This window comes from Pseudomonas sp. TMB3-21, from assembly GCF_054898145.1.
This window is the reverse complement of record NZ_CM142718.1, coordinates 182,253-201,794: the sequence shown is the minus strand read 5'-3', so window position 1 is coordinate 201,794 and position 19,542 is coordinate 182,253. Positions and strand designations below refer to the sequence as shown.

Below are 19,542 nucleotides of genomic sequence, written 5' to 3'. Positions count from 1 at the left end.
GGTTTACTCCCCTTTGCCGCTGGAAGCCTTGTCAGCTGCCTGTGCGGGGGCCGGGTTCTTGGTGCCGACGTTGGTCGCTTCAGTGGCTTTCACTTCCGCTCCTGGTTTGACGTATTGCAGCCCTTCAGTGATCAGTCGATCGCCGGCCTTCAAGCCGTCTTCGATCAACCACTGGCTGCCAACCGTGCGGCTGGCCTTGAGCTGACGCAGTTCAACTTTGTTGTCCGGGCCGACGACCAGTGCGGTCGGGGCGCCTTTGAGGTCGCGGGTTACGCCTTGTTGCGGCGCCAAAATGGCTGCCGTGTTCACGCCGGCCTGCAACTGTGCATGCACGAACATACCTGGCAACAAAGTGTGATCCGGGTTCGGGAACACGGCGCGCAGCGTCACGGAGCCGGTGGTCTGATCCACCGACACTTCGGAGAATTCGAGCTTGCCCACTTGTTTGTATTCGCTGCCATCTTCGAGGGTCAGCTTTACCGCGGCGGCGGTGTCGCCAGCCTTTTGCAGGCGACCGCTTTCCAGCTCGCGGCGCAGCTCCAGCAGTTCCACCGACGATTGGGTCACATCGACGTAAATCGGGTCGAGCTGCTGAATGACCGCCATGGCGTCGGTCTGACCGTTGGTCACCAGGGCGCCTTCGGTGAACGAAGAACGACCGATGCGCCCGGAGATAGGCGCATAAACCTTGGTGTAACGCACGTTGATCTGCGCGCTCTGCAGGCTGGCTTCCGATTGCATGCGGTTGGCCAGTGCGGTGTCGTATTCCTGACGGCTCACTGCCTGCTCATCGACCAGTTGCTTGTAGCGATCAGAGATCGACTTGGTCTGCTGGAAGTTGGCCTGGGCGCTTTTCAGCGTGGCTTCATACACGGCCGGATCGATCTGATACAGCTGCTGGCCGGCCTTGACGTCGCCGCCTTCCTTGAACAGACGCTTGAGAATGATGCCGTTGACCTGTGGGCGAACTTCGGCGATGCGGAACGCGCTGGTGCGGCCCGGAAGTTCGGATGTCAGGGTGAAGGCTTGAGGTTGCAGGGTAACAACGCCGACCTGAGGAGGCGGTGCGGCAGGCGCCGCTTCTTCCTTTTTACATCCGCTGAGCAGCGATGCCAGGGCGACGGCAGTAACCAAAGCGGTAACAGCTGGCTTGAATTGCATGAAAATCCTCGGGTCAGGCGCGCTGTGTGCGCACTCGAAATGTGAAAGGGTGAAAAATGTGCGCTGAGTGGATAAGTAGCTTGCTAAGAAATATACTTACGTTCATGGTTGTTTGTAAATACCTTTGCTGCGTATCCTTCTCGTTACAAAAGCCGTGCAAAGGTTCGAATTGTAGGCCGGGGACAACGCCCAAGAGCGCTCGCTCCACTTTTATTCAGCTGATATTCAGACATCACTGAAGCACCCTGATTGAGGTTGTACTGCCATGGTCCGTCGTACCAAAGAGGAAGCCCAGGAAACACGTAGCCAGATACTCGAAGCGGCAGAGAAAGCCTTCTTCGAGCGAGGTGTGGCGCGCACGACGCTGGCGGATATCGCCACCCTCGCTGGCGTGACGCGCGGTGCCATCTACTGGCATTTCAGCAACAAGGCCGACCTGGTGCAGGCCATGCTCGATACGTTGCATGAGCCGCTGGATGAAATGGCCAAAGCCAGTGAGAGCGAAGATGAACTCGACCCGCTGGGGTGCATGCGCAATCTGCTGATTCATTTGTTTCAACAAGTTGCTCTGGACCCGAAGACCCGGCGCATCAATGAAATTTTGTTCCATAAGTGCGAGTTCACCGATGAAATGTGCGATCTGCGCCAGCAGCGACAGACGGTCAGTCTCGATTGCAATGTACGCATCGCTCTGGCCCTCACCAATGCGGTGAATCGCGGCCAGTTGCCAGAAAATCTCGACACGACCCGCGCGGCCATCAGCCTGCACGCGTACATCGACGGTATGCTCTATCAGTGGCTGCTGGCCCCGGAGAGCTTCCAGTTGCACATCGACGCCGAACGGTGGGTCGACACGGGCCTGGACATGCTGCGCCTGAGCCCGAGCCTGCGCAAATGAAACAAACTGCAAAATGCTGGAGGAAAGCTCAAGCGCCTGAACCGATTAATTCGCGCTTGATGTAGCAGCTGACGAAGCTTGCGTCCGACTGATGCGGTCTCCCTGACGCGCACAAGGATGCTTTTATATACGCACGTCCCCCCCGATGACAGGGCGCGGCCCCGGTATTTTGTAGGAATTTTGTGTCGTTTGTGTGAGTGCAGGTTAGCCGCAGACAGCGAAATAACCCGTCAAAGCGTCAGGCTCATGCGCCGCTCATAGCCAATCCTGCCCCTGTAGGCTTCGCCGCGATCCACCCAGCCGAAGCTTGCATACAGCGCAATGGCCGCTTCGTTATCGGCATCCACCGACAATTCCAGTGCGCTGATTTCCGGAAACGTCTGACGCGCCTGCTCGGGCAATGCCTGCAGGCAGGCTTTGCCATACCCGTTGCCCTGAGCGCGCTGATCAACTTGTAACGCATGCAGGGTCGCGCTGTGCTCATCGGCCCAGGCGGGCAGGGCGGGCGGACGTTTAAGCAGCAGGAAAGCGACCGGAATATCCTCGACCAACAAGGCAAAGCCTTTGACCCCGGGTCCTGGCTTGGACAGCAAGGTGTGCAGCGCACCGTGAATATCGCCGCTGAATTTCAATTGTGCCTGATGAACTTCAATCGTCTCGACCTGCTGGCGCTGCAGCGCGTTCAAGCTTTCGTAAGGCGTGAGTCTGGCCGTCACTGGACTGTCCTTTTTCCTACATGAATGAGCCTCGGATTCTAACGAGTTTGCGTCCATGGATTATTGTTAATTTGATTGTCGATCCGGCTCCTCGCCAGACGACTAAGGGTGTCTTCATACAAAAACAACGGAGAACCTCCATGAACGCTACCCACGAAATCGAAAGCTTGATCGACACTTATCGACAGGCCGTGATCGCCAAGGATGTCGAGCAGCTGATGACCCTGTATGGCGACGACATCGTTTCCTACGACGCGGTCAAGGCGCTGCAATTTCGCGGCAAGGCGGCCTACCGCGCGCACTGGCTCGAATGCATGGAAATGTGCCAGGGTGCGCACAAGATTGACTTCGACCAAGTCAACATCGTCGTCGACGAACACATCGCCTTCGCCCACTGGCTGGCGCATTGCGGCGGCACCAATGAGCAGGGCGAAACCCAGGCCTGCTGGATGCGCGTGACTGCGTGCTATCGGCGCGACGCCGGGCAGTGGCGCATCGTCCACGAGCACTGGTCGGCGCCGTTCGACATGATGAGCGGCACAGCGCTGTTCGACCTGCAACCGTGATCGTTTATCGGGAAGCGGCGCCAAATCGCCGATCTGAGCCATAGTTGATCAGTTGGATTGCGGAGGTCACATGAAGTACTTATGCCTGGTCTACAGCAATGAACAGGAGTTGCATGCGCTGCCTGAGAGCCCCAAGGACGCCGAGTGCATGGCCTACGCCGAATCGATTCAGGGCAGCGGCCGCATGCTCGCCGCCGAGGCGCTGGAGTCCGTGCAGACTGCAACCACTGTGCGCATGCGCAACGGCAAAATGTCGATCACCGACGGGCCGTTCGCCGAAACCAAGGAGCAGTTGGCCGGCTTCTACCTGATCGATGCCAAAGACCTCAACGAGGCCCTCCAGGTCGCCGGCAATATTCCGGCGGCGCGAGTCGGCAGTGTCGAGGTGCGACCCGTTCGCCAGTTGAATCCCTGAATAACAAGCACAACACAGGAGTTCCCCATGAGCCCGCCACCCGTGTCACTCACACCCGCGACATTCGAGTTATCCATCAGTCGTCTGATCGACGCACCGCGCAGGCGACTCTTCCGCGCCTGGACCGAGCCGGCGTTGCTCGCGCAATGGTGGGGGCCTCATGGCATGACCACGCCCGAGTGCGAAATGGACCTGTGGGTTGGCGGCCAGTTTCGTACGCTGATGCGTGCACCCGATGGCGCCGAGTACCCGACCATGGGCGTTTTTCTTGAGATCGTTGCGCCTGAGCGACTGGTGTTCACCGATGCCTTTATTCCCGGGTGGATACCGTCGGGCAAACCGTTCATGGCGGCCGAAGTGACGCTGCAGGAACAGGGCGGCCAGACGCTGTACACCGCCCGCGCCATGCACTGGTCGGAACAGGATCGGCAGGCCCACGAAGCGATGGGCTTTCACGACGGCTGGGGGCAGAGCCTGGATCGGCTGGAAACCCTGGTGACCCAAGGCATGCCGGACTGATGACCGGCGCGTTGGTCTCGGCTCGGGTCGAACAGATATATCGGGAAGAATCGCGGCGGATTCTGGCGACGTTGATCCGTTTGCTCGGTGATTTCGACCTTGCTGAAGAGGCCTTGCACGAGGCCTTTTTTATCGCGGTCGAGCGTTGGCAGCGCGATGGCGTACCGGACAACCCGCGGGCGTGGCTGGTCTCCACGGGGCGGTTCAAGGCGATCGATGTACTGCGGCGGCGCGCCCGTTTTACGGCATCGCGGCCGCTGTTGATCGCGCAACTCGAGGCGCTGGAGCAGGCCGACTGGAGTGACGAGGACGTGGAAGACGATCGCCTGCGCCTGATCTTCACCTGCTGTCACCCGGCACTCGCGGCGGATGCGCAAGTGCCGCTGACGTTGCGCGAAGTGTGCGACCTGACCACAGAAGAAATCGCCCGGGCCTTCCTCTCCGCGCCCAGCGCAATTGCCCAGCGCATCGTGCGCGCCAAGGCGAAAATCCGCGACGCGAAAATCCCCTACCAGGTGCCCACTCTGGCGGAATTGCCCGAACGCCTCGACAGTGTTTTGCGGGTGATTTATCTGGTGTTCAACGAAGGCTATTCGGCCTCTGTCGGCACAGAGTTGACCCGCGAGGATTTGACTCGTGAGGCGATTCGTCTGGGCCGTTTGCTGATGGAGTTGTTGCCGGAGCCGGAGGTGATGGGGCTGTTGGCGCTGATGCTGCTGCACGAATCGCGGCGACCGGCCCGGACGTCTGCCAGCGGAGAGCTGGTGGTGCTGGATGAGCAGGACCGTTCGCTGTGGGATGGCCGGATGATCGCTGAAGGCACCCTGCTGGTGGAACGGGCGCTGAGCCAGGGGCGCTTCGGGCCTTATTGCCTGCAAGCGGCGATCGCGGCGGTGCATGCGGAAGCGCCAGCGGCGGGGGAGACGGACTGGGTGCAGATCGTCGGCCTGTATGACGTTTTGCTGCGCGCGGTGCCGTCGCCGGTGATCGAGCTGAATCGCGCCGCGGCCATATCCCGGCGGGATGGGCCATTGGCGGGGCTGACGTTGATTGAAGGGATTCTGGCGCGCGGAGAGTTGCTCGATTATCACTTGGCGCATTCCGCGCGGGCTGATTTCTGCCGGCAGTTGGGGCGTAACGACGAGGCGCGGGCAGCCTATGAAAGAGCGCTGGAACTGACCCAGCAAATACCGGAACGACGGTTTATCGAGGCACGGATCAAGGCGTTGCGCTGAGGTGTACCGGCACGCAAAACCCTGTAGGAGCGAGCCTGCTCGCGAAGCGGTGTGTCAGTTATCGCATCTTCACTTGTTGCACCGCATCGCGAGCAGGCTCGCTCCCACAGATTATTCGATGGTTAGAATTTTTTTGATCTCAGTAATCCTGCCGCTTGCGAAACGCCCAACGCCCGCCAACCAAGGTGAACGTCGCCACCAGCGCGACCAGAATCCAGAAGCCATGCGCATCCCCTGCCAGCGGTACACCACCCACGTTCATGCCAAAAAAACCGGCAATGATGTTGATCGGCAGCGCCAGTACCGTGACCACGGTGAGAGTGAACAGCGTGCGGTTGCTCTGTTCGTTGAGATTGGCAGCGATTTCTTCCTGCAACAATTTGATCCGCTCACCCAGCGCCGTGAGGTCGTTGATGATCAGCGCAAACTCTTCGGTGGATTTGCGCAGCTCTTTCACGTCCTCCTTCTGCAACCACTGCGGCGGGCGATTGAGCAGGCGCAGCAACGAGCCCGGCTCCAGCGCCAGCAGGCGTTGCAGGCGCACCAGCACCCGGCGATTGGCGCCCAGTTCGGCGCGGTTGGTCGACAGGCGCGAGGACAATAATTGATCTTCGATCTGATCAACGCTGAGGCTGGTTTTGCGCACGATCTGCGTCAGCACCTCGCCCTGATCGCGCAGCAAATGCACGAGCAACTCCAGCGGCGAGCGAAAGCGCTCACCGGCCTTCACCGATGAACGCAACTTGTCCACCGAGTGCAGCGGCTGCAGACGCGCGCTTACGATCAGCCGACTGCGTGCGCAGACCCACAGCGTCGACACGTCCGAAGAGATCATGCTACTGAGGTTGAACACCACATCGTTGACCACCGCCAGCAGCGCGGAATCAACGTGCTCGATGCGCGTTGAACGCGAGCCCTCGTGCAACGCTTCGAAAAATTCTTCAGGCAATTGCAGATGGTTTTTCATCCACCGCTCGCACGCGGCGTGGGCGAGGTTGAGGTGCAGCCAGAGAAATTCATCGCTGTCGTCCGATTGTTGCAGACACTGCAGCGCCTGCGCCGAATCGATCTCGCGACCACGCTCGCCAGGACGAAAGCGGAAACCGTACAGCAGACCGAAGAGGTCCGGGTCGCGATGACTTTGGTCGATGCTGTGGTTCATGGGTTCTCGCAATAGGCAGGCGCGCTTGTCAGCGGTTTTGCCGAATATTTCAGGTTCACGTGAGCCGCATGATCGCAATTGCCCATGACGTTTTTGTGACAAAAAAATAACTGTTCTGACACTGCTACCGACGGTCGGATTTGCCTCAAGAACCGCTCTGGCACGCCGATTCCGCTTAGGTTAAGTTGCGCGGCGTCGGCCCTGGTTGCCGGCGTTGAAGACAGGGACGTTCTGACATTTCTCACGCCTTTTTCAGGCGTGCCTCACTTCTGTCATGAGTACCGTCCATGTTTTTGCAAAAGTCGTTGAGAGCGCAAATTCTCGCCCTGTTGAGTGGCAGTCTGTTAGCGATACTGTTGATCGCGCTGGCCTGCTTTCATTTCCTTTCCCAAGGCGTGCAGAGCTACGCCAACCTGATCCAGGGGCCGCTGCGCACCTCGCAACTGATCGATGAAGCCAACCTGCAATTCAAGGTGCAGGTGCAGGAATGGAAAAACGTTTTGCTGCGCGGCAAGCAACCGGCGGATCTGGACAAATACTGGAAACAATTCGAAGACCGCCAGCGCGATGTGCAGGGCATCCTCGGCGAACTGGCCGGTCAGAAGGGCATCGAGGCGCAACTGAAGACCCGCATCGAACGCTTGCGTGACGAACACCGTCAGTTAGGCGCGGCCTATCAGAAAGGCCGCGACGCCTACGTCGCGGCGGGCGGTGATCCGACAGCGGGTGACACCGCAGTGAAGGGCGTTGACCGCGCGACCAGCGAGCAGATGAGCGCGTTGGTCAGCGAGTTGCGTCAGCAGGGCAGCGAGCAGTCGAAGCTGATCAGCGCCAGTGCCGATCGCACGGTGTTTCTCGGGATTATCGTCATGCTGGTCTCGGGCCTGTTGATCGGGTTGTTCAGCCTGTGGCTGGTCAACCGCAACCTGGTCGAGCCGATTCGTCGGCTGATCGAATACGTCGCGCAACTCAGCCAAGGCAAGTTCGCCGAGCGTGTGGCCAGCAGCCGTCAGGATGAACTCGGCAAACTGGCGATCGCCGCCAACACCCTGCGTGATTTCCTCGCCGAGACCTTCAGCCGTTTGCAGGCCAGTGCCAAGGATCTGGACAGCGCCAGCGGTGAACTGAAATCGATTGCCGGGCTCATGGCCAGCGGCACCAACGAGCAATTCAGCCGCACCGATCAGGTGGCCACTGCGATGAACGAAATGTCTGCCACTGCGCAGGAAGTCGCGCGTCATGCCGCCGACGCAGCACGCGCTGCCGATGATGCCGACCAGTCCGCGCAGCAGGGCGAAAAGGTCATGCAAGGCACCATCCACACCATCACGCAGATGCGCGCTGAAATCGCCAACACCGCCACCGTGATTCGTCGTCTGGAAACGGACAGTGGGCGTATCGGCAAGGTGCTGGAAGTGATTCGCGGCATCGCTGAACAAACCAATCTGCTGGCGCTGAACGCCGCTATCGAAGCCGCCCGGGCCGGTGAGGCCGGGCGCGGTTTTGCCGTGGTCGCGGATGAAGTGCGCAGCCTCGCGCAACGCACGGCGGCGTCGATCATCGAGATCAATCAGATCATTCAAACCGTGCAGACCGGTGCAGTGGATGCAGCGCAGGCCATTGAGAGCGGGCAGTCGCGCAGCGAAGAAAGTGTTGAACAAGTGACTCAGGCTGGGGCCATGCTCGAGCGCATCACCCATGCGGTGGAAGCGATCCGCGACATGAACCGGCAGATCGCCACGGCGGCCGAGGAGCAGACCTCCGTGGCCGAGGACATCTCGCGCAACCTCACTGAAATCACCAGCATTGCCAGCACCAACCTGGACAACGTGCAACGCACCGAAGCGGCCAGCCACAATCTGCACGGTTTGTCCGGGCAGTTGAACGAGGTGACGGCTCGCCTCAGCGCTTAATGGCGTGACCAACTGAAAGTGCCGGGCACAAAAAAGCCGCACGATTCGAAGATCGTGCGGCTTGTTGTGTGATGTATCAGGTGTCTTGTTTGTCGCTCAGTACTTTGCCAGTGGTGGCATCGAAGTCCACATCAAATTCTTTGCCGTCGGCAGTTTTCAATTCCACTTCGTACTCATAGTTATTGAAGTGGTTATCCAGATCCGTATCGGTGATGGTCGCACCTGGGTGCAATTTCAAAGCCGCCTGGTTCATTTCTTCCAGTGGCTTGATCTTCCCGCTTTTGACCAGCTCAGGGATCTGGTCGACGCGAACATCAGCCTGCGCCAAGCCTGCGGTGAGAGTCAGGGCAGCAGCGGTAAAGAGGGCAGTTAATGTTTTCATCGGTTCATTCCTTGGGTTGCTGTTTAAGTGAGTCCACAGTAACTGGGGCAACTTAATCCATCCTTAATTCCCAAAAACCTTAGATTCGATGATCTTGGACTTGTGGGAGCAAGGCTTGCCCGCGATGCAGTCACCCCTGTTTCAATCAATACCCATTATTCGTCAGCACTTGCGCCACACTCGCCGCCGCCGGGCGTTTATAGAACTTGAGCAACTCGCTGGCGCGGTTGGTAAAGATGCCATCGACCCCGGCATTCATGACTTTCTGATAATCCACGGCATCGTCAACCGTATAGACGTGCACCAGCAGGCCCTGATCGTGGGTGTATTGATTCATCCACGGTTTCACCAGGTCCGAATAACTTTGATCGCCACCCTTTGTCAGCGCTGCAGACGGTCCGGTGCCGATGGCGCCCTGGGCCTTGGCATAGTCGACCCAGCGCTGAAATTCGGCTTTATCTATCGGCTCCTGTTTGGCGTAGTAAGTTGCCTTGTCCTTGTCACCAGACTCGGCAAACTTCACCTTGGACTTTGGCTCGATGCTGCCTTCGCCCACCCACAGCAGGAGGATTTTCGGCACTTGCGGCATCTCTTTCTGCAGCAATTCGAGGCTGCTTTTCTCGAACGTTTGCAGCACGACCTTGCCTTTGCCCTGGCCGACGCCGAGGGCGCTCTTGGCCAGTTTTGAACCGGTCGGGCTCAACCAGCCGCGATCATGCAGCTTTTCCTTGAGGTCGCGTTCGAGCCCGGGAAACTGCTTCGCTTCTTTGGTTTCGATGTACAGGCCGGGTTTGTGCAGCGGGTTGCCCTGAGCGATGTCGATGATTTCATCGAGGGTCAGGACTTTCAGGCCCACGTACGAAGGGCGCGCGCGATCCGGGTACGCCGTGTTGAACCAGCTGCCGGCATCCAGGGTTTTCAGTTCGGCCATGGTGAATGCGTTAGCCGGGCTGTCCTTGCGCTCGGGGAATTTGCTCGCGACGTCGGTGGTGCGTTGCAGGTTGTCGTCATGCAGCGCGAACAGCACGCCGTCCTTGCTGCGTTGCAGGTCCAGTTCGAGATAATCGGCGCCGAGGTCGCGCGCCAGTTTGTAGGCAGGCGCGGTGGATTCCGGAGCATCGAAAGACGCGCCGCGATGAGCAATCACCGCCGGGTGCGGTATGCCGGAACGGGTGGCCAGCGCGGTCGGGCTCGGCTCGTTGGCGGCGTGGGCGTGGCCGATGCCGAGCAGCACGCTCAGCAGGAGGGCGCTCTTGGTGAAGGAGACAGGCATGGTCGAGATCCTTTCGCAGAGATTTTCGAAGACGTCCCTTTTAACAATTGATGGCGGCAAGCGCTATCGCCAGACCGACATTAAGCATGTCACAAGAGAATTTTCCGGTCCTTTTGTGCGGTGCTTTGCAGTACTCTTCGACCTGGCAGTTTCCCCGGCAGAGGGAAAGCCCCCATCACTTGCGTGTAAACCCAAGATCACTTTTCTGTGAGGTTTATCATGCGCATCACGTCCCAACTCATTTGCCAGGCCGCTGACCAGCTCAAGGGCTTCGTTGGCCTTAATCGCAAGACCGGCCACTACATTGTGCGCTTCAGCGAAGATTCATTCGGCATGGACATTGCGGATGACGGCATCATCCCGACCAGCGAATTCGTTTGGGCAGCAGGCCCGGGTGAGGCAATGACGCTTAAGCGTGAGCGGGTCCAGTTGCTGCTGGATCAGAATATAGATGACCGGATCAACATTACCGAGCCGTTGCGGGTGTACATGACTCGACAGGAGGTGCCGGAGATTTCGGCGGTGCGCAGTCTTGTGCAGGGTTGAGCTTGCACGCAACGCTCTTGGCAGGGCTGCGAGACTGATCGTCTCTATAGCCCTGCGCGCGAGCGGCGTAGCTGAATCAAGGTTGAGGCGTTACCCGCTTCAACCTGGCAGACGCTCGTTGGCGAACATGCTCACCGCCTGCACAGCGTTGCTCGCACCATCGCGTATCTGCAGGATCACCGTACCGGCCTGATTGGCCAGTTCGACACCTTCTGCCGCCCGATCACGAGTGCCGTCCATGCTCTTGATTGCCTGGCGGGTTTCACTCTGGATCAACCCGATCATGCTGGAAATCTCCGCCGTAGAGCCACTGGTGCGAGCGGCCAGCTGGCGCACCTCGTCGGCCACCACGGCGAAGCCACGCCCTTGTTCCCCGGCACGCGCCGCTTCGATGGCCGCATTGAGCGCTAGCAGGTTGGTCTGGTCGGCGATGCCGCGGATGGTGTTGACGATGGCGGTAATCTGCTCCGAGCGCTCGCCCAGTTGCGCAATCAATGTCGACGACTGTTCGATGTTGGCGGAGATTTCGCGCATTTCACTGGCCGCCTGCTGAATCACCTGCGTGCCTTGCTCGGCGATTTTGCGCGTCTCTACCGAGATGTGATACGCCTCGCTGGCACTGCGGGCATCCCGGTCATGTTGCTCAACCCGCGCCGTCACGTCGGATGCGAACTTGACCACTTTGCACAAACGCCCGCTAGCGTCGTACACCGGGTTGTAGTTGGCCTCCAGCCAGACACTTTGCCCGCGCTTATCGACTCGCTGGAACTGGCCGTGGAAAAACTCACCGTGATTGAGTCGGCGCCAGAAGTCCTCATACGCGCTGCTGTTGATCAGCTCGGCCGTACAGAACAGGCGATGATGTTTACCTTTGAGCTCGGTGAGGGTGTAACCCATGCGTGTCAGAAAATTCTGATTAGCGCTGATGATAGTGCCGTCGAGGTTGAACTCGATCACCGCCATGGCGCGGTCGATCGCCTGCAACCGGGCAGCGGATTCGCTTTCGTGCTGCACTCTGGCGGTCACGTCCATTGCATATTTGACCACCTTCACGACGTTGCCCACCGCGTTAATGATCGGGTTGTAACTGGCCTCCAGCCAGATCGCTCGCCCGTCGCCGCCCACCCGTTCATACGTCCCCGACTCGAATTGGCCGCTCTTAAGTCGCGCCCACAGCTGCGAATACTGCTGGCTGCGCGCGTACTCGGGTGGGCAAAACTGCCGATGAGGTTGCCCCAGCACTTGATCACGCCGATAGCCCATGGTCTGAAGAAAGTTGTCGTTGGCGCGCAGCACGACGCCATCGAGATCGAATTCGATCACTGCCATGGAGCGATCAATCGCTTCCAGCAGGGCATTTTGGCGGTCCAGGTTTTGCTGAAGGGCGTCGACGGTGGATTTATGGCGAGTAAATAGCATGGCTGCAATGCTCGGGAGGATGAAAAACACGGGGTCGTCCCTGTTCCTGCGCCTGCTAACCGAAGGCAAGGCAGCCTTCGGTGTTGTCTGCTCAATGTCAGCGGTCCATGACTGACAGGGAAATACTTATACAAAAATACAAATACTTGTACAAGGTTTGTATTTTTTTGATCTCTTTGTATAAGTTTTTTTCGGCGAGCAGCCGTGTTTCATTGCCCGTGATTGAGAGCAGGATTTGCCATTCGATGATGTGGGCGCGGCCAGCAATGCGTTCAGCGTTGGTAGCAGGCGAGGAACATGTCTAGCGCAGACTCGACGACGGTGCTTTGCATCTCGGGCGCGAGGGCAGGCAGCCCCATGGAAATCTGTGGCCAGAACGCGAAGGATTTGAGCATCCCGTGAACCTGTTGCGCGGCGAAGGCGGGGTCGGCCGGCTTCAAGCGCCCATCCGCCTGAGCGGCGCGAAGCCACACGGTCAGGCCTTCTTCGCGTTCGCCCATTCTCTCGACCATATTCTGCGCACGCTCCGGGGAATGGATGGTTGCCGCGATGGCTACCCGTGCCAGATCGAGAAAATTATCATCGGCCATCATCTGCATTTTTGCCATCAGCATGACGCGCATCTGGTCACGCAACGGCAGGTCTGCGCGGTAGCTGATTTGCTGCTCTGCCGTCACCCGCGCCCATAGCTGGTTGAGAATCTCGGAGAACAACTCTTCCTTGCTTGGGAAGTGGTTGTACACCGTGCGCTTCGACGCGCCCGCAGTAGCGGCAATCTTGTCCATGCTGGTGACGTCGAATCCGTGGGCACGGAATTCAGCGATCGCCGCTTGAATAATGGCTGCGCGTTTACGGTCGGTGAGGCGCTGTGGGGCAGTCATAAATACGCTTCGGCAGAAAGAAGTGGAGAATTACACTTGGCAGTTTACTTGTGATCAGCTTTGATGCAACCTTGAAACTACACTGTGCAGTGTAATGTTTCGTTAATGCTGTGCAGCCAACATTAGAGTCTCGGGCTGATGCGTGCGTGCTTTGGCCAATTATCATCCTACCGCTGAAACCGGGCATCCTGCGGTTTCCTGGAGTCATTCAGTCATGGTCACTGCCAAAAACATCGCTGAGCCTGAAGCTTCTCGTCAGGTAGAAGGGCAATTCAAAAACCATGCGCCGGTGCAACGTGAAGGTGTTCGAAAAATGCTCCGGATAATGTGGAACATGATCTTTCACAAACCGCGAAGCACTCGGCCGAGCGCACCTGTTCCGGTGCAACGCCTGACTCGCGATGCCTTGATCGCCGCACCAAACCATAGCGTTTATCGTCTCGGCCACTCCACCGTATTACTGAAACTACGGGACAAATTTTTCATCACCGATCCGGTCTTCGCCGAGCGCGCCTCGCCGGTGCAGTGGGCCGGACCGAAGCGCTTTCACCAGCCACCGATCAGCCTGAAGGACTTGCCGCCGATCGAGGCGGTGATCCTGTCTCACGATCACTATGATCACCTCGATTATCAGGCTGTTCTGGCATTGGCGGAGAAGACTCAGTATTTCCTCACCCCGTTGGGCGTTGGCGATACGTTGATCAAATGGGGCATCGATGCCAGCAAAGTGCGGCAACTGGATTGGTGGCAAGGCACAGAGGTTGCCGGCATCCAGTTCGTTGCCACGCCATCGCAGCACTTTTCCGGTCGCGGGCTGTTCGATGGCAACAGCACGCTGTGGGCGTCTTGGGTGATTCTCGATGACGCCACGCGAATTTTCTTCAGTGGCGACACCGGCTACTTCGACGGCTTCAAACGCATCGGCGAACAGTACGGCCCGTTCGACCTGACGCTGATGGAAACCGGCGCGTACAACGTGGAGTGGCCGCACGTGCACATGCAGCCTGAGCAAACCCTGCAAGCGCACATCGACCTTAAAGGTCGCTGGCTATTGCCCATCCACAACGGCACGTTCGATTTGTCGATGCACGCCTGGTACGAACCGTTTGACCGCATTCTGGCACTGGCCTGGGAGCGCAGTGTGTCGATTACTACGCCGCAAATGGGGGAGGCGTTTAATGTGATTCATCCGCAGCGGGGTGAGGCTTGGTGGATGGAGGTGGAAGGTACGGCCGGCGAGATGGCCGCTCAAAACACCTAATATTCAGCTACTCGCCTAGCTGAATACCACTTCAATGCGCCCCTCTTTCCTTGACCGAGGGGCCGACTTGACGACGATTTGAATGTCTCGTCCAAGCAAGGAAAGGCACTCCATCATCTTCACTTCGCTGATGCCTCGAAACTTTCCGCGCAACATTTCTGAAAGTTTCGGTTGGGACATACCGAGAATTTCGGAGGCCTGAACTTGAGTCAGGTGTCGAGCCTTGATGATTTCGCCAATTTTTGCGGCCAGTTGCGACTTGACCCGCATTTCATTGGCGTTTGGTGTCGAAAGGTCTTCATAGACGTTCCCGGAGCTTTCCTCGATTTCAATCATTTCCTGGTCCTCTCGCATGGTTTTGCGCCGCTTGGAACCTCTTGCGGATTACATCGATGTCGGACTGCGCGGTTTTGATACCTGAAGCCGACTTTTTCTGGAAACAGTGCAGAACGTAAATGGCATTGCTAAACCGGACTGTGTAAACCGCCCGATAGGTGTTGGTGTCGAAATTTTCCACCACCTCAAGCATTCCAGCGCTGCCATACCCTTTCAGCGGCTTAGCGTCAGGATGTTTAGCACCACTTTGTGCCAAATCCAGTGCGTACCCAAAAACGTCCTGTACGTCAGCGGGCATCTGTTTGAGATCTTTTTTACTGCTGCAGATCCACCAGAGTGACTTCCTTGTACTCATGCGAAAATATACCTATATGGGAATAATCGTCAATCGGTGAGTTTATTCACTCACCCATCGCATAATCCGTACGCCCACCCGAATCAACCGCCGACCCTTTCCCGCTCATCCCACGCCCCGGCGCAAAGCCCGGGAAGAACACCAGTCCTTCAGACTCGAACCGGTACGCCAGCGCCAGCCGATCTGCATCCGGCACGTCGCGCTTGGCCTCAAACCGCTCAACTGCATCTACCGAAACGCCAGACTCTCGCGAAAGCTGCTCGACGCTCCAACCCACCATCGCTCGCGCCTGAGCGCAGTGAGCCGGGGTGAACTGGAAGAGGGCAATACGCTCCAGGGTGATTTTCATCGCATAAGAAGCCATGGTGTTCTCCGGGCTCAAGAGTGCTAATTCGAAAAGTACTGTGATTTTGTACAGTTGTTTTGCGCCCGGATCAAATGGATTTTTTAATTTCTGTTAGGTTGCCCCGGCCATCCAGACGGACGGTGCATGTCCCAACACGCGACGAAACATTGTCGAGAACGCAGCCGGGCTGTCGTAGCCGAAATCCAGGGCAATTCGCGTCACCGGTTCGCCTGCGGCCAATCGCGCGAGGGCCAGCACCACGCAGGCACGCTGGCGCCATTGACTGAAGCTCAGGTCCGTCTGCTGGCGGAACAGTCGGTTGAACGTGCGCAAACTGATATGCAAATGATCGGCCCATTGCTGCGGCGACTGGTGCACATCGGGCCGCTTCAGAAAGCCCTGACACAGCGTCAGCAGCCGTGCGTCTTCGGGCAACGGAATGTGCAGCGGCAAATGCGCACTGCGCGCCAGTTCGTACAGTAAAAGGGTTATCAACGCCCCATCGCGTCCGGCCTCTTCGTACGCCGGCGGAATCTCCACGGCCTCCATCAGCAAGTGCCGCATCAGCGGCGACACACTGATGACCTGACAACGGCTGCCCACATCTACCGCGCCGGGCTCGATATACAAACTCCGCGTGCTCACCCCCAGCATCAGCACCTCATGCGCCACCCCGGGCGGAATCCACACCGCCCGCTGCGGCGGTACCACCCAATTGCCGTCGTGCGTGCTGACCTGCATGACCCCGGTGGCCCCATACAACAACTGCGCCCGCCGGTGCGTATGACGGGGCAACACCTGGCCGTAGGAATAATCCGAACCGATTGCCACCACCGAGCGTGGCGTTTCATCCAGTTGATTGATCGAAACATTGCGCATCGTGGTGCTCTCAGCAGTTGGCGTAAACGCGAATATTATTGGCTGACTTACTGAGGCGGGCCAAGTGGGTTCGCTCTAATGTCGACTGCTCTTAACCCACGGACGACGCACCATGTTCTATCTCTTGCTCACACTCTTCGGCTGCATGACCGGCGTCACGGCAGTGCTGTTCGGTTTTGGCGGCGGGTTTGTCGTGGTGCCATTGCTGTACCAAATGCTCATTGCCAGCCACGGTGCAGACGACCCGATTGTGCAATCAGCGATGCATATTGCAGTGGCCACCTCGACCTGCGTGATGATCGTCAATGCGTTGGTCTCCACCGGAAAACACCACCGCGCCGGTAATCTGATTCGCCATTACCTGTGGCCTTTAGGTGGCTTCATTGGCATGGGCGCTGTGATCGGCGCCATGGCCGCGATGTGGGCCACTGGCGAAGTGATTCGCTATGCGTTCATCGTTTACCTGGGTGTGACGATTATAGATTGCCTGTTCAGACGCGGATTTCTTACGCACAACGACAACAAAATCCCACGACGACTGGGTAGGGTGGAAGTGTCGGGGGGAGGCGTAGGAATCGGTGCAATCGCTACATTTCTCGGTGTAGGCGGCAGCGTCATGACCGTGCCGTTGTTGCGCCGTTGTGGGCTGAGCATGAGTCAAGCGACGTCCATGGCCAATCCGCTAAGTGTGCCGGTGGCAGTGGCCGGGACGCTGACATACATGGCAATGGCCGGGTTTACCGAATTTGATCTGGGCGCCTGGTTTATTGGGTATGTGGATTTGCTGGCGTTTGCGGTTTTAACGATGGGGTCGCTGGTGGGCATTCGGTTGGCTACACCGTGGATTGGGCGGATTCCGGATCGGACGCATGCGTGGGTTTATATTGGATTGCTGATAGTGGTAATGGTGAGCATGTGGCTTGGCTGACCGTTATCACACTGGATTTTATCGATTCTTAAACGCCGGTTCGCCATAATCGGTTTTTTCCTGCGAGCAAATACTCGCTGCATTTAAGGACGATTTGATGTGTAAGGGACTGTTCTGTCTGGCCGGTGCTCTTGTATGGGTGTGTTTGACGTTTTCTGGGATGTTATGGGCTGACAGCGGCAAACAGGTCTACACCGGGACTCTGGGCAAAATGCCAATTGTGCTGGAGGTAAGCGCTGATGGAAGTGAAGGGCGTTACTTTTACGAAAAATACCACAAGGACTTGATGCTCAGTGGCTCGCAGGCAGGCGACACGCTTGTACTGCAAGAGGGGGCCCAGAGTTATGGAGAGGACAGACCTCTTCCGATCATTCACTTACGACCCAAGTCCGATGGTTGGTTCGGACAATGGTCCAGCCCGGATGGCAAAATTTCGAAGGTCGAATTGCAGCTGGCGAAACTTCCTCCGGTTCCCGCCGACACGTTGCCCTATCTGGTCAGACTTCACGACAAGGCGCCCTACGAATACTTGCGATTAAAAGGCATGAAACTCACTCAAGGCAGGACCGAGACCTTCATGGGATACACGCTGCAATGGTGGAGCGAGCCACAGTCCAACGCCGAATTGTTTGAAGTGGTTTCGGGCTACAGTGCGGACGAGCGTAAGCGCATTAATCAGCAATTGATGGGCCGTTTGTGGCAGGAGGTCGTTGGGTACTATGGGTGCTTCGCCAATTACGCTGATGCCTTCTACTCCCAGACCAGTCAGCCTCTGTGGATGACGCCTAACGTCATGAGTGTCCGTGTCTCCACCGAGTATTTCTGTGGTGGGGCTTATCCGGATCAAATTAATGCCTCGCTCAACCTCGACACCAAAACAGGAAAATCTTTGACACTGGATGATGTGCTCTGGGTGGGACAGGGAAAACCGCTGCATTACGAGGAAAACTACGACGCCTATATTTCCTCGCCTGGGTCATCCGATGCGTATTCGGAGTACCGCACTAAGGAGCTGGCGCCTTGGCTAGTAGCGCAATTGCTCACGCTCTATCCCAAGCAAATGAATGAAGCGGCCGAGGGGGAAAACGACTGCGAATACGGTGAGGAAGATCGCTGGAGTTTCCCCTCCTGGTATTTCACGAAACAGGGAATCAAATTGGATCCTGCCTTTCCTCACGTCGCGGCGGTGTGCGCCAATGTTAGCTGGGGTGTCTTGCCGTATAGCCTGATCAAGCAACATCCTGGCGGCGTAGCGCTCCAGTTGCCCTAGCGGTTTATTACGTACTCAATAACCCCGGTGCCTCACGAATAATAAAGTGATCCAGGTTCTCAATATTCGCACTGAACACCCCGAACGTTTGCTCGGGGTTTTTCTTGCTTGGCACTTGCTTCAACTCCGGCGTCACGCCGTAGAAAAAACAGAACAGCTCTTTGTCACTGTCGACGGCGTGTTTGATCTCTTCCAGAAACGCTTTGCGTTTGCGGTAGTTCTCGATCAACTTCTTGCTCAAGTAAACGTTAACTGAGTAAGGCTTCTTCTTCGGCTCATCCGCCTGCTTGAACCAGATCTTTTGCTCGAAATCGATGCGAAAGCTCTGGGTGTAATCCTTGATCTCCTTGATCTTTCCCCAGTAAATCAGCCCCTTGTTGTCCGTCAGGTATTCGATCTTTTTAAAGAACGAGGAGTACGGCGCCGAGTGCTCGCCGATCTTCAATGGCATGCGCTTGAGCAGGTCTTTGTCTTCGAAGTTGGAAACAAAGCACTCCACTGGATGAGCGAACACGGTGGTCTTATCGGGCGCTGTTTCAGGGCCTGAATGCGCAGCGTCATTGTTCGTTACAGTGGTTGTTGGGAATTCTCGAGTTGCATTCTCTGCGGCCGCTCGATCCGATGGCTTACGCACATACTGACGCCGAGTCAGCAACAACTCCGACGGAAAATGCTCCTCACGACTGTCATCTGTTTCCGCACCGTCCGCGTCCACACCGGACGCCGGCGTTTTGATACTGACGTAAGGGCAGTCCGTTACATGCCGCGTGCTAGGCGTGTTCTTGAAGTGCGGTGTGCGAACGTAATTGACGTTTTTGGCGTTGAACGTCGTCAACACATTCGCGGCCTCGAAGGCGGATCTGCAAGCGTCATTGGGACATCGGAAGTGTTCCTTGGCGGAATCGAACTCGATCGTCTCGTCGAAATTGAGATCGCGTACGTCGTAGATCGACAGTTTGGTGTCGAGGCTGAGGCAGTAGGCGAGGTCGAATTTCATGGTGGGCTTCGGTCCTTGCATGGGAAGGGTATTAATAGCGGGAGGCGGGGCGGGTTGCACTGAAAGTTTTCAACGCAGTGCAAA

At 57.6% G+C, this 19,542-nt stretch carries 23 protein-coding genes; 11 read left to right on the top strand and 12 right to left on the bottom strand.

Annotated elements, in window-relative coordinates; translation table 11 throughout:
• Window positions 1-3 precede the first annotated feature (3 nt).
• Window positions 4-1,161 (bottom strand): efflux RND transporter periplasmic adaptor subunit, encoded by a 1,158-nt coding sequence (locus ACYZTS_RS01110; RefSeq protein WP_461993393.1) that lies wholly within the window; start codon window positions 1,159-1,161, stop codon window positions 4-6.
• Between the two features lie 265 nt (window positions 1,162-1,426).
• Here ACYZTS_RS01110 and emhR point away from each other — a divergent pair, with 265 nt between their 5' ends.
• A complete protein-coding gene (gene emhR / locus ACYZTS_RS01105) occupies window positions 1,427-2,059 on the top strand; it encodes an efflux system transcriptional repressor EmhR (protein ID WP_461993391.1) in 633 nt (210 codons plus the stop codon).
• Between the two features lie 230 nt (window positions 2,060-2,289).
• Here the strand turns inward: emhR and ACYZTS_RS01100 are convergent, their stop codons facing one another.
• Window positions 2,290-2,775: a GNAT family N-acetyltransferase gene (locus tag ACYZTS_RS01100; protein ID WP_461993389.1), complete on the bottom strand. Its 486-nt coding sequence runs from the start codon at window positions 2,773-2,775 to the stop codon at window positions 2,290-2,292.
• 140 nt (window positions 2,776-2,915) lie between these two features.
• On the opposite strand from ACYZTS_RS01100, the gene ACYZTS_RS01095 reads away from it, so the two are divergent.
• From ACYZTS_RS01095 to ACYZTS_RS01080, 4 genes are all read left to right on the top strand, one after another.
• Window positions 2,916-3,341, top strand: a complete 426-nt coding sequence (locus ACYZTS_RS01095) for a YybH family protein (protein ID WP_461993387.1) — start codon at window positions 2,916-2,918, stop codon at window positions 3,339-3,341.
• A gap of 70 nt (window positions 3,342-3,411) precedes the next feature.
• Entirely contained in the window at window positions 3,412-3,756 is a 345-nt protein-coding gene (locus tag ACYZTS_RS01090; protein ID WP_461993385.1) for a YciI family protein, read from the top strand.
• A gap of 27 nt (window positions 3,757-3,783) precedes the next feature.
• Window positions 3,784-4,275: an SRPBCC family protein gene (locus tag ACYZTS_RS01085; RefSeq protein WP_461993383.1), complete on the top strand. Its 492-nt coding sequence runs from the start codon at window positions 3,784-3,786 to the stop codon at window positions 4,273-4,275.
• Entirely contained in the window at window positions 4,275-5,510 is a 1,236-nt protein-coding gene (locus ACYZTS_RS01080; protein ID WP_461993381.1) for an RNA polymerase sigma factor, read from the top strand. The genes ACYZTS_RS01085 and ACYZTS_RS01080 overlap by 1 nt, the downstream gene beginning before the upstream one ends.
• Before the next feature lie 139 nt (window positions 5,511-5,649).
• Here ACYZTS_RS01080 and ACYZTS_RS01075 read toward each other — a convergent pair whose 3' ends face one another.
• Window positions 5,650-6,672: a transporter gene (locus ACYZTS_RS01075; RefSeq protein WP_461993379.1), complete on the bottom strand. Its 1,023-nt coding sequence runs from the start codon at window positions 6,670-6,672 to the stop codon at window positions 5,650-5,652.
• A 287-nt stretch (window positions 6,673-6,959) separates the two neighbouring features.
• Between ACYZTS_RS01075 and ACYZTS_RS01070 the strand changes: the two genes are divergently transcribed.
• Window positions 6,960-8,585 (top strand): methyl-accepting chemotaxis protein, encoded by a 1,626-nt coding sequence (locus tag ACYZTS_RS01070; protein ID WP_461993377.1) that lies wholly within the window; start codon window positions 6,960-6,962, stop codon window positions 8,583-8,585.
• Window positions 8,586-8,661: 76 nt separating this feature from the next.
• On the opposite strand, the gene ACYZTS_RS01065 is transcribed toward ACYZTS_RS01070, so the two are convergent.
• Window positions 8,662-8,967, bottom strand: a complete 306-nt coding sequence (locus ACYZTS_RS01065) for a PepSY domain-containing protein (protein WP_010457288.1) — start codon at window positions 8,965-8,967, stop codon at window positions 8,662-8,664.
• 145 nt (window positions 8,968-9,112) lie between these two features.
• Window positions 9,113-10,240: a glycerophosphodiester phosphodiesterase gene (locus tag ACYZTS_RS01060; protein ID WP_461993375.1), complete on the bottom strand. Its 1,128-nt coding sequence runs from the start codon at window positions 10,238-10,240 to the stop codon at window positions 9,113-9,115.
• Between ACYZTS_RS01060 and ACYZTS_RS01055 the strand changes: the two genes are divergently transcribed.
• Window positions 10,239-10,451, top strand: a complete 213-nt coding sequence (locus ACYZTS_RS01055; RefSeq protein WP_461993373.1) for a hypothetical protein — start codon at window positions 10,239-10,241, stop codon at window positions 10,449-10,451. The genes ACYZTS_RS01060 and ACYZTS_RS01055 overlap by 2 nt on opposite strands.
• Window positions 10,452-10,459: 8 nt before the next feature.
• On the top strand, window positions 10,460-10,786 hold the full coding sequence (locus tag ACYZTS_RS01050) for a DUF2025 family protein (protein WP_461993371.1): 327 nt from the start codon (window positions 10,460-10,462) through the stop codon (window positions 10,784-10,786).
• A gap of 99 nt (window positions 10,787-10,885) precedes the next feature.
• Here the strand turns inward: ACYZTS_RS01050 and ACYZTS_RS01045 are convergent, their stop codons facing one another.
• Together ACYZTS_RS01045 and ACYZTS_RS01040 are read right to left on the bottom strand one after the other, a co-directional pair.
• Window positions 10,886-12,205: a methyl-accepting chemotaxis protein gene (locus tag ACYZTS_RS01045; protein WP_461996327.1), complete on the bottom strand. Its 1,320-nt coding sequence runs from the start codon at window positions 12,203-12,205 to the stop codon at window positions 10,886-10,888.
• A gap of 272 nt (window positions 12,206-12,477) precedes the next feature.
• Window positions 12,478-13,086 carry a TetR/AcrR family transcriptional regulator gene (locus ACYZTS_RS01040; RefSeq protein WP_461993369.1) on the bottom strand — a complete coding sequence of 203 codons (609 nt, stop codon included), beginning with the start codon at window positions 13,084-13,086 and terminating at the stop codon, window positions 12,478-12,480.
• A 214-nt stretch (window positions 13,087-13,300) separates the two neighbouring features.
• Here ACYZTS_RS01040 and ACYZTS_RS01035 point away from each other — a divergent pair, with 214 nt between their 5' ends.
• Entirely contained in the window at window positions 13,301-14,347 is a 1,047-nt protein-coding gene (locus ACYZTS_RS01035; protein WP_461993367.1) for an MBL fold metallo-hydrolase, read from the top strand.
• 15 nt (window positions 14,348-14,362) lie between these two features.
• Here the strand turns inward: ACYZTS_RS01035 and ACYZTS_RS01030 are convergent, their stop codons facing one another.
• From ACYZTS_RS01030 to ACYZTS_RS01015, 4 genes are all read right to left on the bottom strand, one after another.
• A complete protein-coding gene (locus ACYZTS_RS01030) occupies window positions 14,363-14,683 on the bottom strand; it encodes a helix-turn-helix domain-containing protein (RefSeq protein ID WP_461993365.1) in 321 nt (106 codons plus the stop codon).
• The gene (locus ACYZTS_RS01025) at window positions 14,676-15,038 is read right to left on the bottom strand and encodes a type II toxin-antitoxin system RelE/ParE family toxin (protein ID WP_461993363.1); all 363 of its coding nucleotides are present in this window, start codon (window positions 15,036-15,038) and stop codon (window positions 14,676-14,678) included. The genes ACYZTS_RS01030 and ACYZTS_RS01025 overlap by 8 nt, the downstream gene beginning before the upstream one ends.
• Window positions 15,039-15,084: 46 nt before the next feature.
• Window positions 15,085-15,402, bottom strand: a complete 318-nt coding sequence (locus ACYZTS_RS01020) for a helix-turn-helix domain-containing protein (RefSeq protein WP_461993361.1) — start codon at window positions 15,400-15,402, stop codon at window positions 15,085-15,087.
• A gap of 93 nt (window positions 15,403-15,495) precedes the next feature.
• Window positions 15,496-16,263 carry an AraC family transcriptional regulator gene (locus tag ACYZTS_RS01015; protein WP_461993359.1) on the bottom strand — a complete coding sequence of 256 codons (768 nt, stop codon included), beginning with the start codon at window positions 16,261-16,263 and terminating at the stop codon, window positions 15,496-15,498.
• 112 nt (window positions 16,264-16,375) lie between these two features.
• Between ACYZTS_RS01015 and ACYZTS_RS01010 the strand changes: the two genes are divergently transcribed.
• Both ACYZTS_RS01010 and ACYZTS_RS01005 read left to right on the top strand, forming a co-directional pair.
• Window positions 16,376-17,191 (top strand): sulfite exporter TauE/SafE family protein, encoded by an 816-nt coding sequence (locus tag ACYZTS_RS01010; RefSeq protein WP_461993357.1) that lies wholly within the window; start codon window positions 16,376-16,378, stop codon window positions 17,189-17,191.
• 97 nt (window positions 17,192-17,288) lie between these two features.
• Window positions 17,289-18,461, top strand: coding sequence for a hypothetical protein (locus ACYZTS_RS01005; protein ID WP_461993355.1), 1,173 nt, complete (start codon window positions 17,289-17,291; stop codon window positions 18,459-18,461).
• Window positions 18,462-18,468: 7 nt separating this feature from the next.
• Here the strand turns inward: ACYZTS_RS01005 and ACYZTS_RS01000 are convergent, their stop codons facing one another.
• The gene (locus tag ACYZTS_RS01000) at window positions 18,469-19,458 is read right to left on the bottom strand and encodes a hypothetical protein (RefSeq protein ID WP_461993353.1); all 990 of its coding nucleotides are present in this window, start codon (window positions 19,456-19,458) and stop codon (window positions 18,469-18,471) included.
• Window positions 19,459-19,542: the final 84 nt, after the last annotated feature.

What these genes read in the sequence shown, in the direction of transcription:
- ACYZTS_RS01110 (WP_461993393.1), bottom strand. Translation starts at nt 1,161, where the DNA reads ATGCAATTCAAGCCAGCTGTTACCGCTTTGGTTACTGCCGTCGCCCTG.
- emhR (WP_461993391.1), top strand. Translation starts at nt 1,427, where the DNA reads ATGGTCCGTCGTACCAAAGAGGAAGCCCAGGAAACACGTAGCCAGATA.
- ACYZTS_RS01095 (WP_461993387.1), top strand. Translation starts at nt 2,916, where the DNA reads ATGAACGCTACCCACGAAATCGAAAGCTTGATCGACACTTATCGACAG.
- ACYZTS_RS01090 (WP_461993385.1), top strand. Translation starts at nt 3,412, where the DNA reads ATGAAGTACTTATGCCTGGTCTACAGCAATGAACAGGAGTTGCATGCG.
- ACYZTS_RS01085 (WP_461993383.1), top strand. Translation starts at nt 3,784, where the DNA reads ATGAGCCCGCCACCCGTGTCACTCACACCCGCGACATTCGAGTTATCC.
- ACYZTS_RS01080 (WP_461993381.1), top strand. Translation starts at nt 4,275, where the DNA reads ATGACCGGCGCGTTGGTCTCGGCTCGGGTCGAACAGATATATCGGGAA.
- ACYZTS_RS01075 (WP_461993379.1), bottom strand. Translation starts at nt 6,672, where the DNA reads ATGAACCACAGCATCGACCAAAGTCATCGCGACCCGGACCTCTTCGGT.
- ACYZTS_RS01070 (WP_461993377.1), top strand. Translation starts at nt 6,960, where the DNA reads ATGTTTTTGCAAAAGTCGTTGAGAGCGCAAATTCTCGCCCTGTTGAGT.
- ACYZTS_RS01065 (WP_010457288.1), bottom strand. Translation starts at nt 8,967, where the DNA reads ATGAAAACATTAACTGCCCTCTTTACCGCTGCTGCCCTGACTCTCACC.
- ACYZTS_RS01055 (WP_461993373.1), top strand. Translation starts at nt 10,239, where the DNA reads ATGGTCGAGATCCTTTCGCAGAGATTTTCGAAGACGTCCCTTTTAACA.
- ACYZTS_RS01060 (WP_461993375.1), bottom strand. Translation starts at nt 10,240, where the DNA reads ATGCCTGTCTCCTTCACCAAGAGCGCCCTCCTGCTGAGCGTGCTGCTC.
- ACYZTS_RS01050 (WP_461993371.1), top strand. Translation starts at nt 10,460, where the DNA reads ATGCGCATCACGTCCCAACTCATTTGCCAGGCCGCTGACCAGCTCAAG.
- ACYZTS_RS01045 (WP_461996327.1), bottom strand. Translation starts at nt 12,205, where the DNA reads ATGCTATTTACTCGCCATAAATCCACCGTCGACGCCCTTCAGCAAAAC.
- ACYZTS_RS01040 (WP_461993369.1), bottom strand. Translation starts at nt 13,086, where the DNA reads ATGACTGCCCCACAGCGCCTCACCGACCGTAAACGCGCAGCCATTATT.
- ACYZTS_RS01035 (WP_461993367.1), top strand. Translation starts at nt 13,301, where the DNA reads ATGGTCACTGCCAAAAACATCGCTGAGCCTGAAGCTTCTCGTCAGGTA.
- ACYZTS_RS01030 (WP_461993365.1), bottom strand. Translation starts at nt 14,683, where the DNA reads ATGATTGAAATCGAGGAAAGCTCCGGGAACGTCTATGAAGACCTTTCG.
- ACYZTS_RS01025 (WP_461993363.1), bottom strand. Translation starts at nt 15,038, where the DNA reads ATGAGTACAAGGAAGTCACTCTGGTGGATCTGCAGCAGTAAAAAAGAT.
- ACYZTS_RS01020 (WP_461993361.1), bottom strand. Translation starts at nt 15,402, where the DNA reads ATGGCTTCTTATGCGATGAAAATCACCCTGGAGCGTATTGCCCTCTTC.
- ACYZTS_RS01015 (WP_461993359.1), bottom strand. Translation starts at nt 16,263, where the DNA reads ATGCGCAATGTTTCGATCAATCAACTGGATGAAACGCCACGCTCGGTG.
- ACYZTS_RS01010 (WP_461993357.1), top strand. Translation starts at nt 16,376, where the DNA reads ATGTTCTATCTCTTGCTCACACTCTTCGGCTGCATGACCGGCGTCACG.
- ACYZTS_RS01005 (WP_461993355.1), top strand. Translation starts at nt 17,289, where the DNA reads ATGTGTAAGGGACTGTTCTGTCTGGCCGGTGCTCTTGTATGGGTGTGT.
- ACYZTS_RS01000 (WP_461993353.1), bottom strand. Translation starts at nt 19,458, where the DNA reads ATGAAATTCGACCTCGCCTACTGCCTCAGCCTCGACACCAAACTGTCG.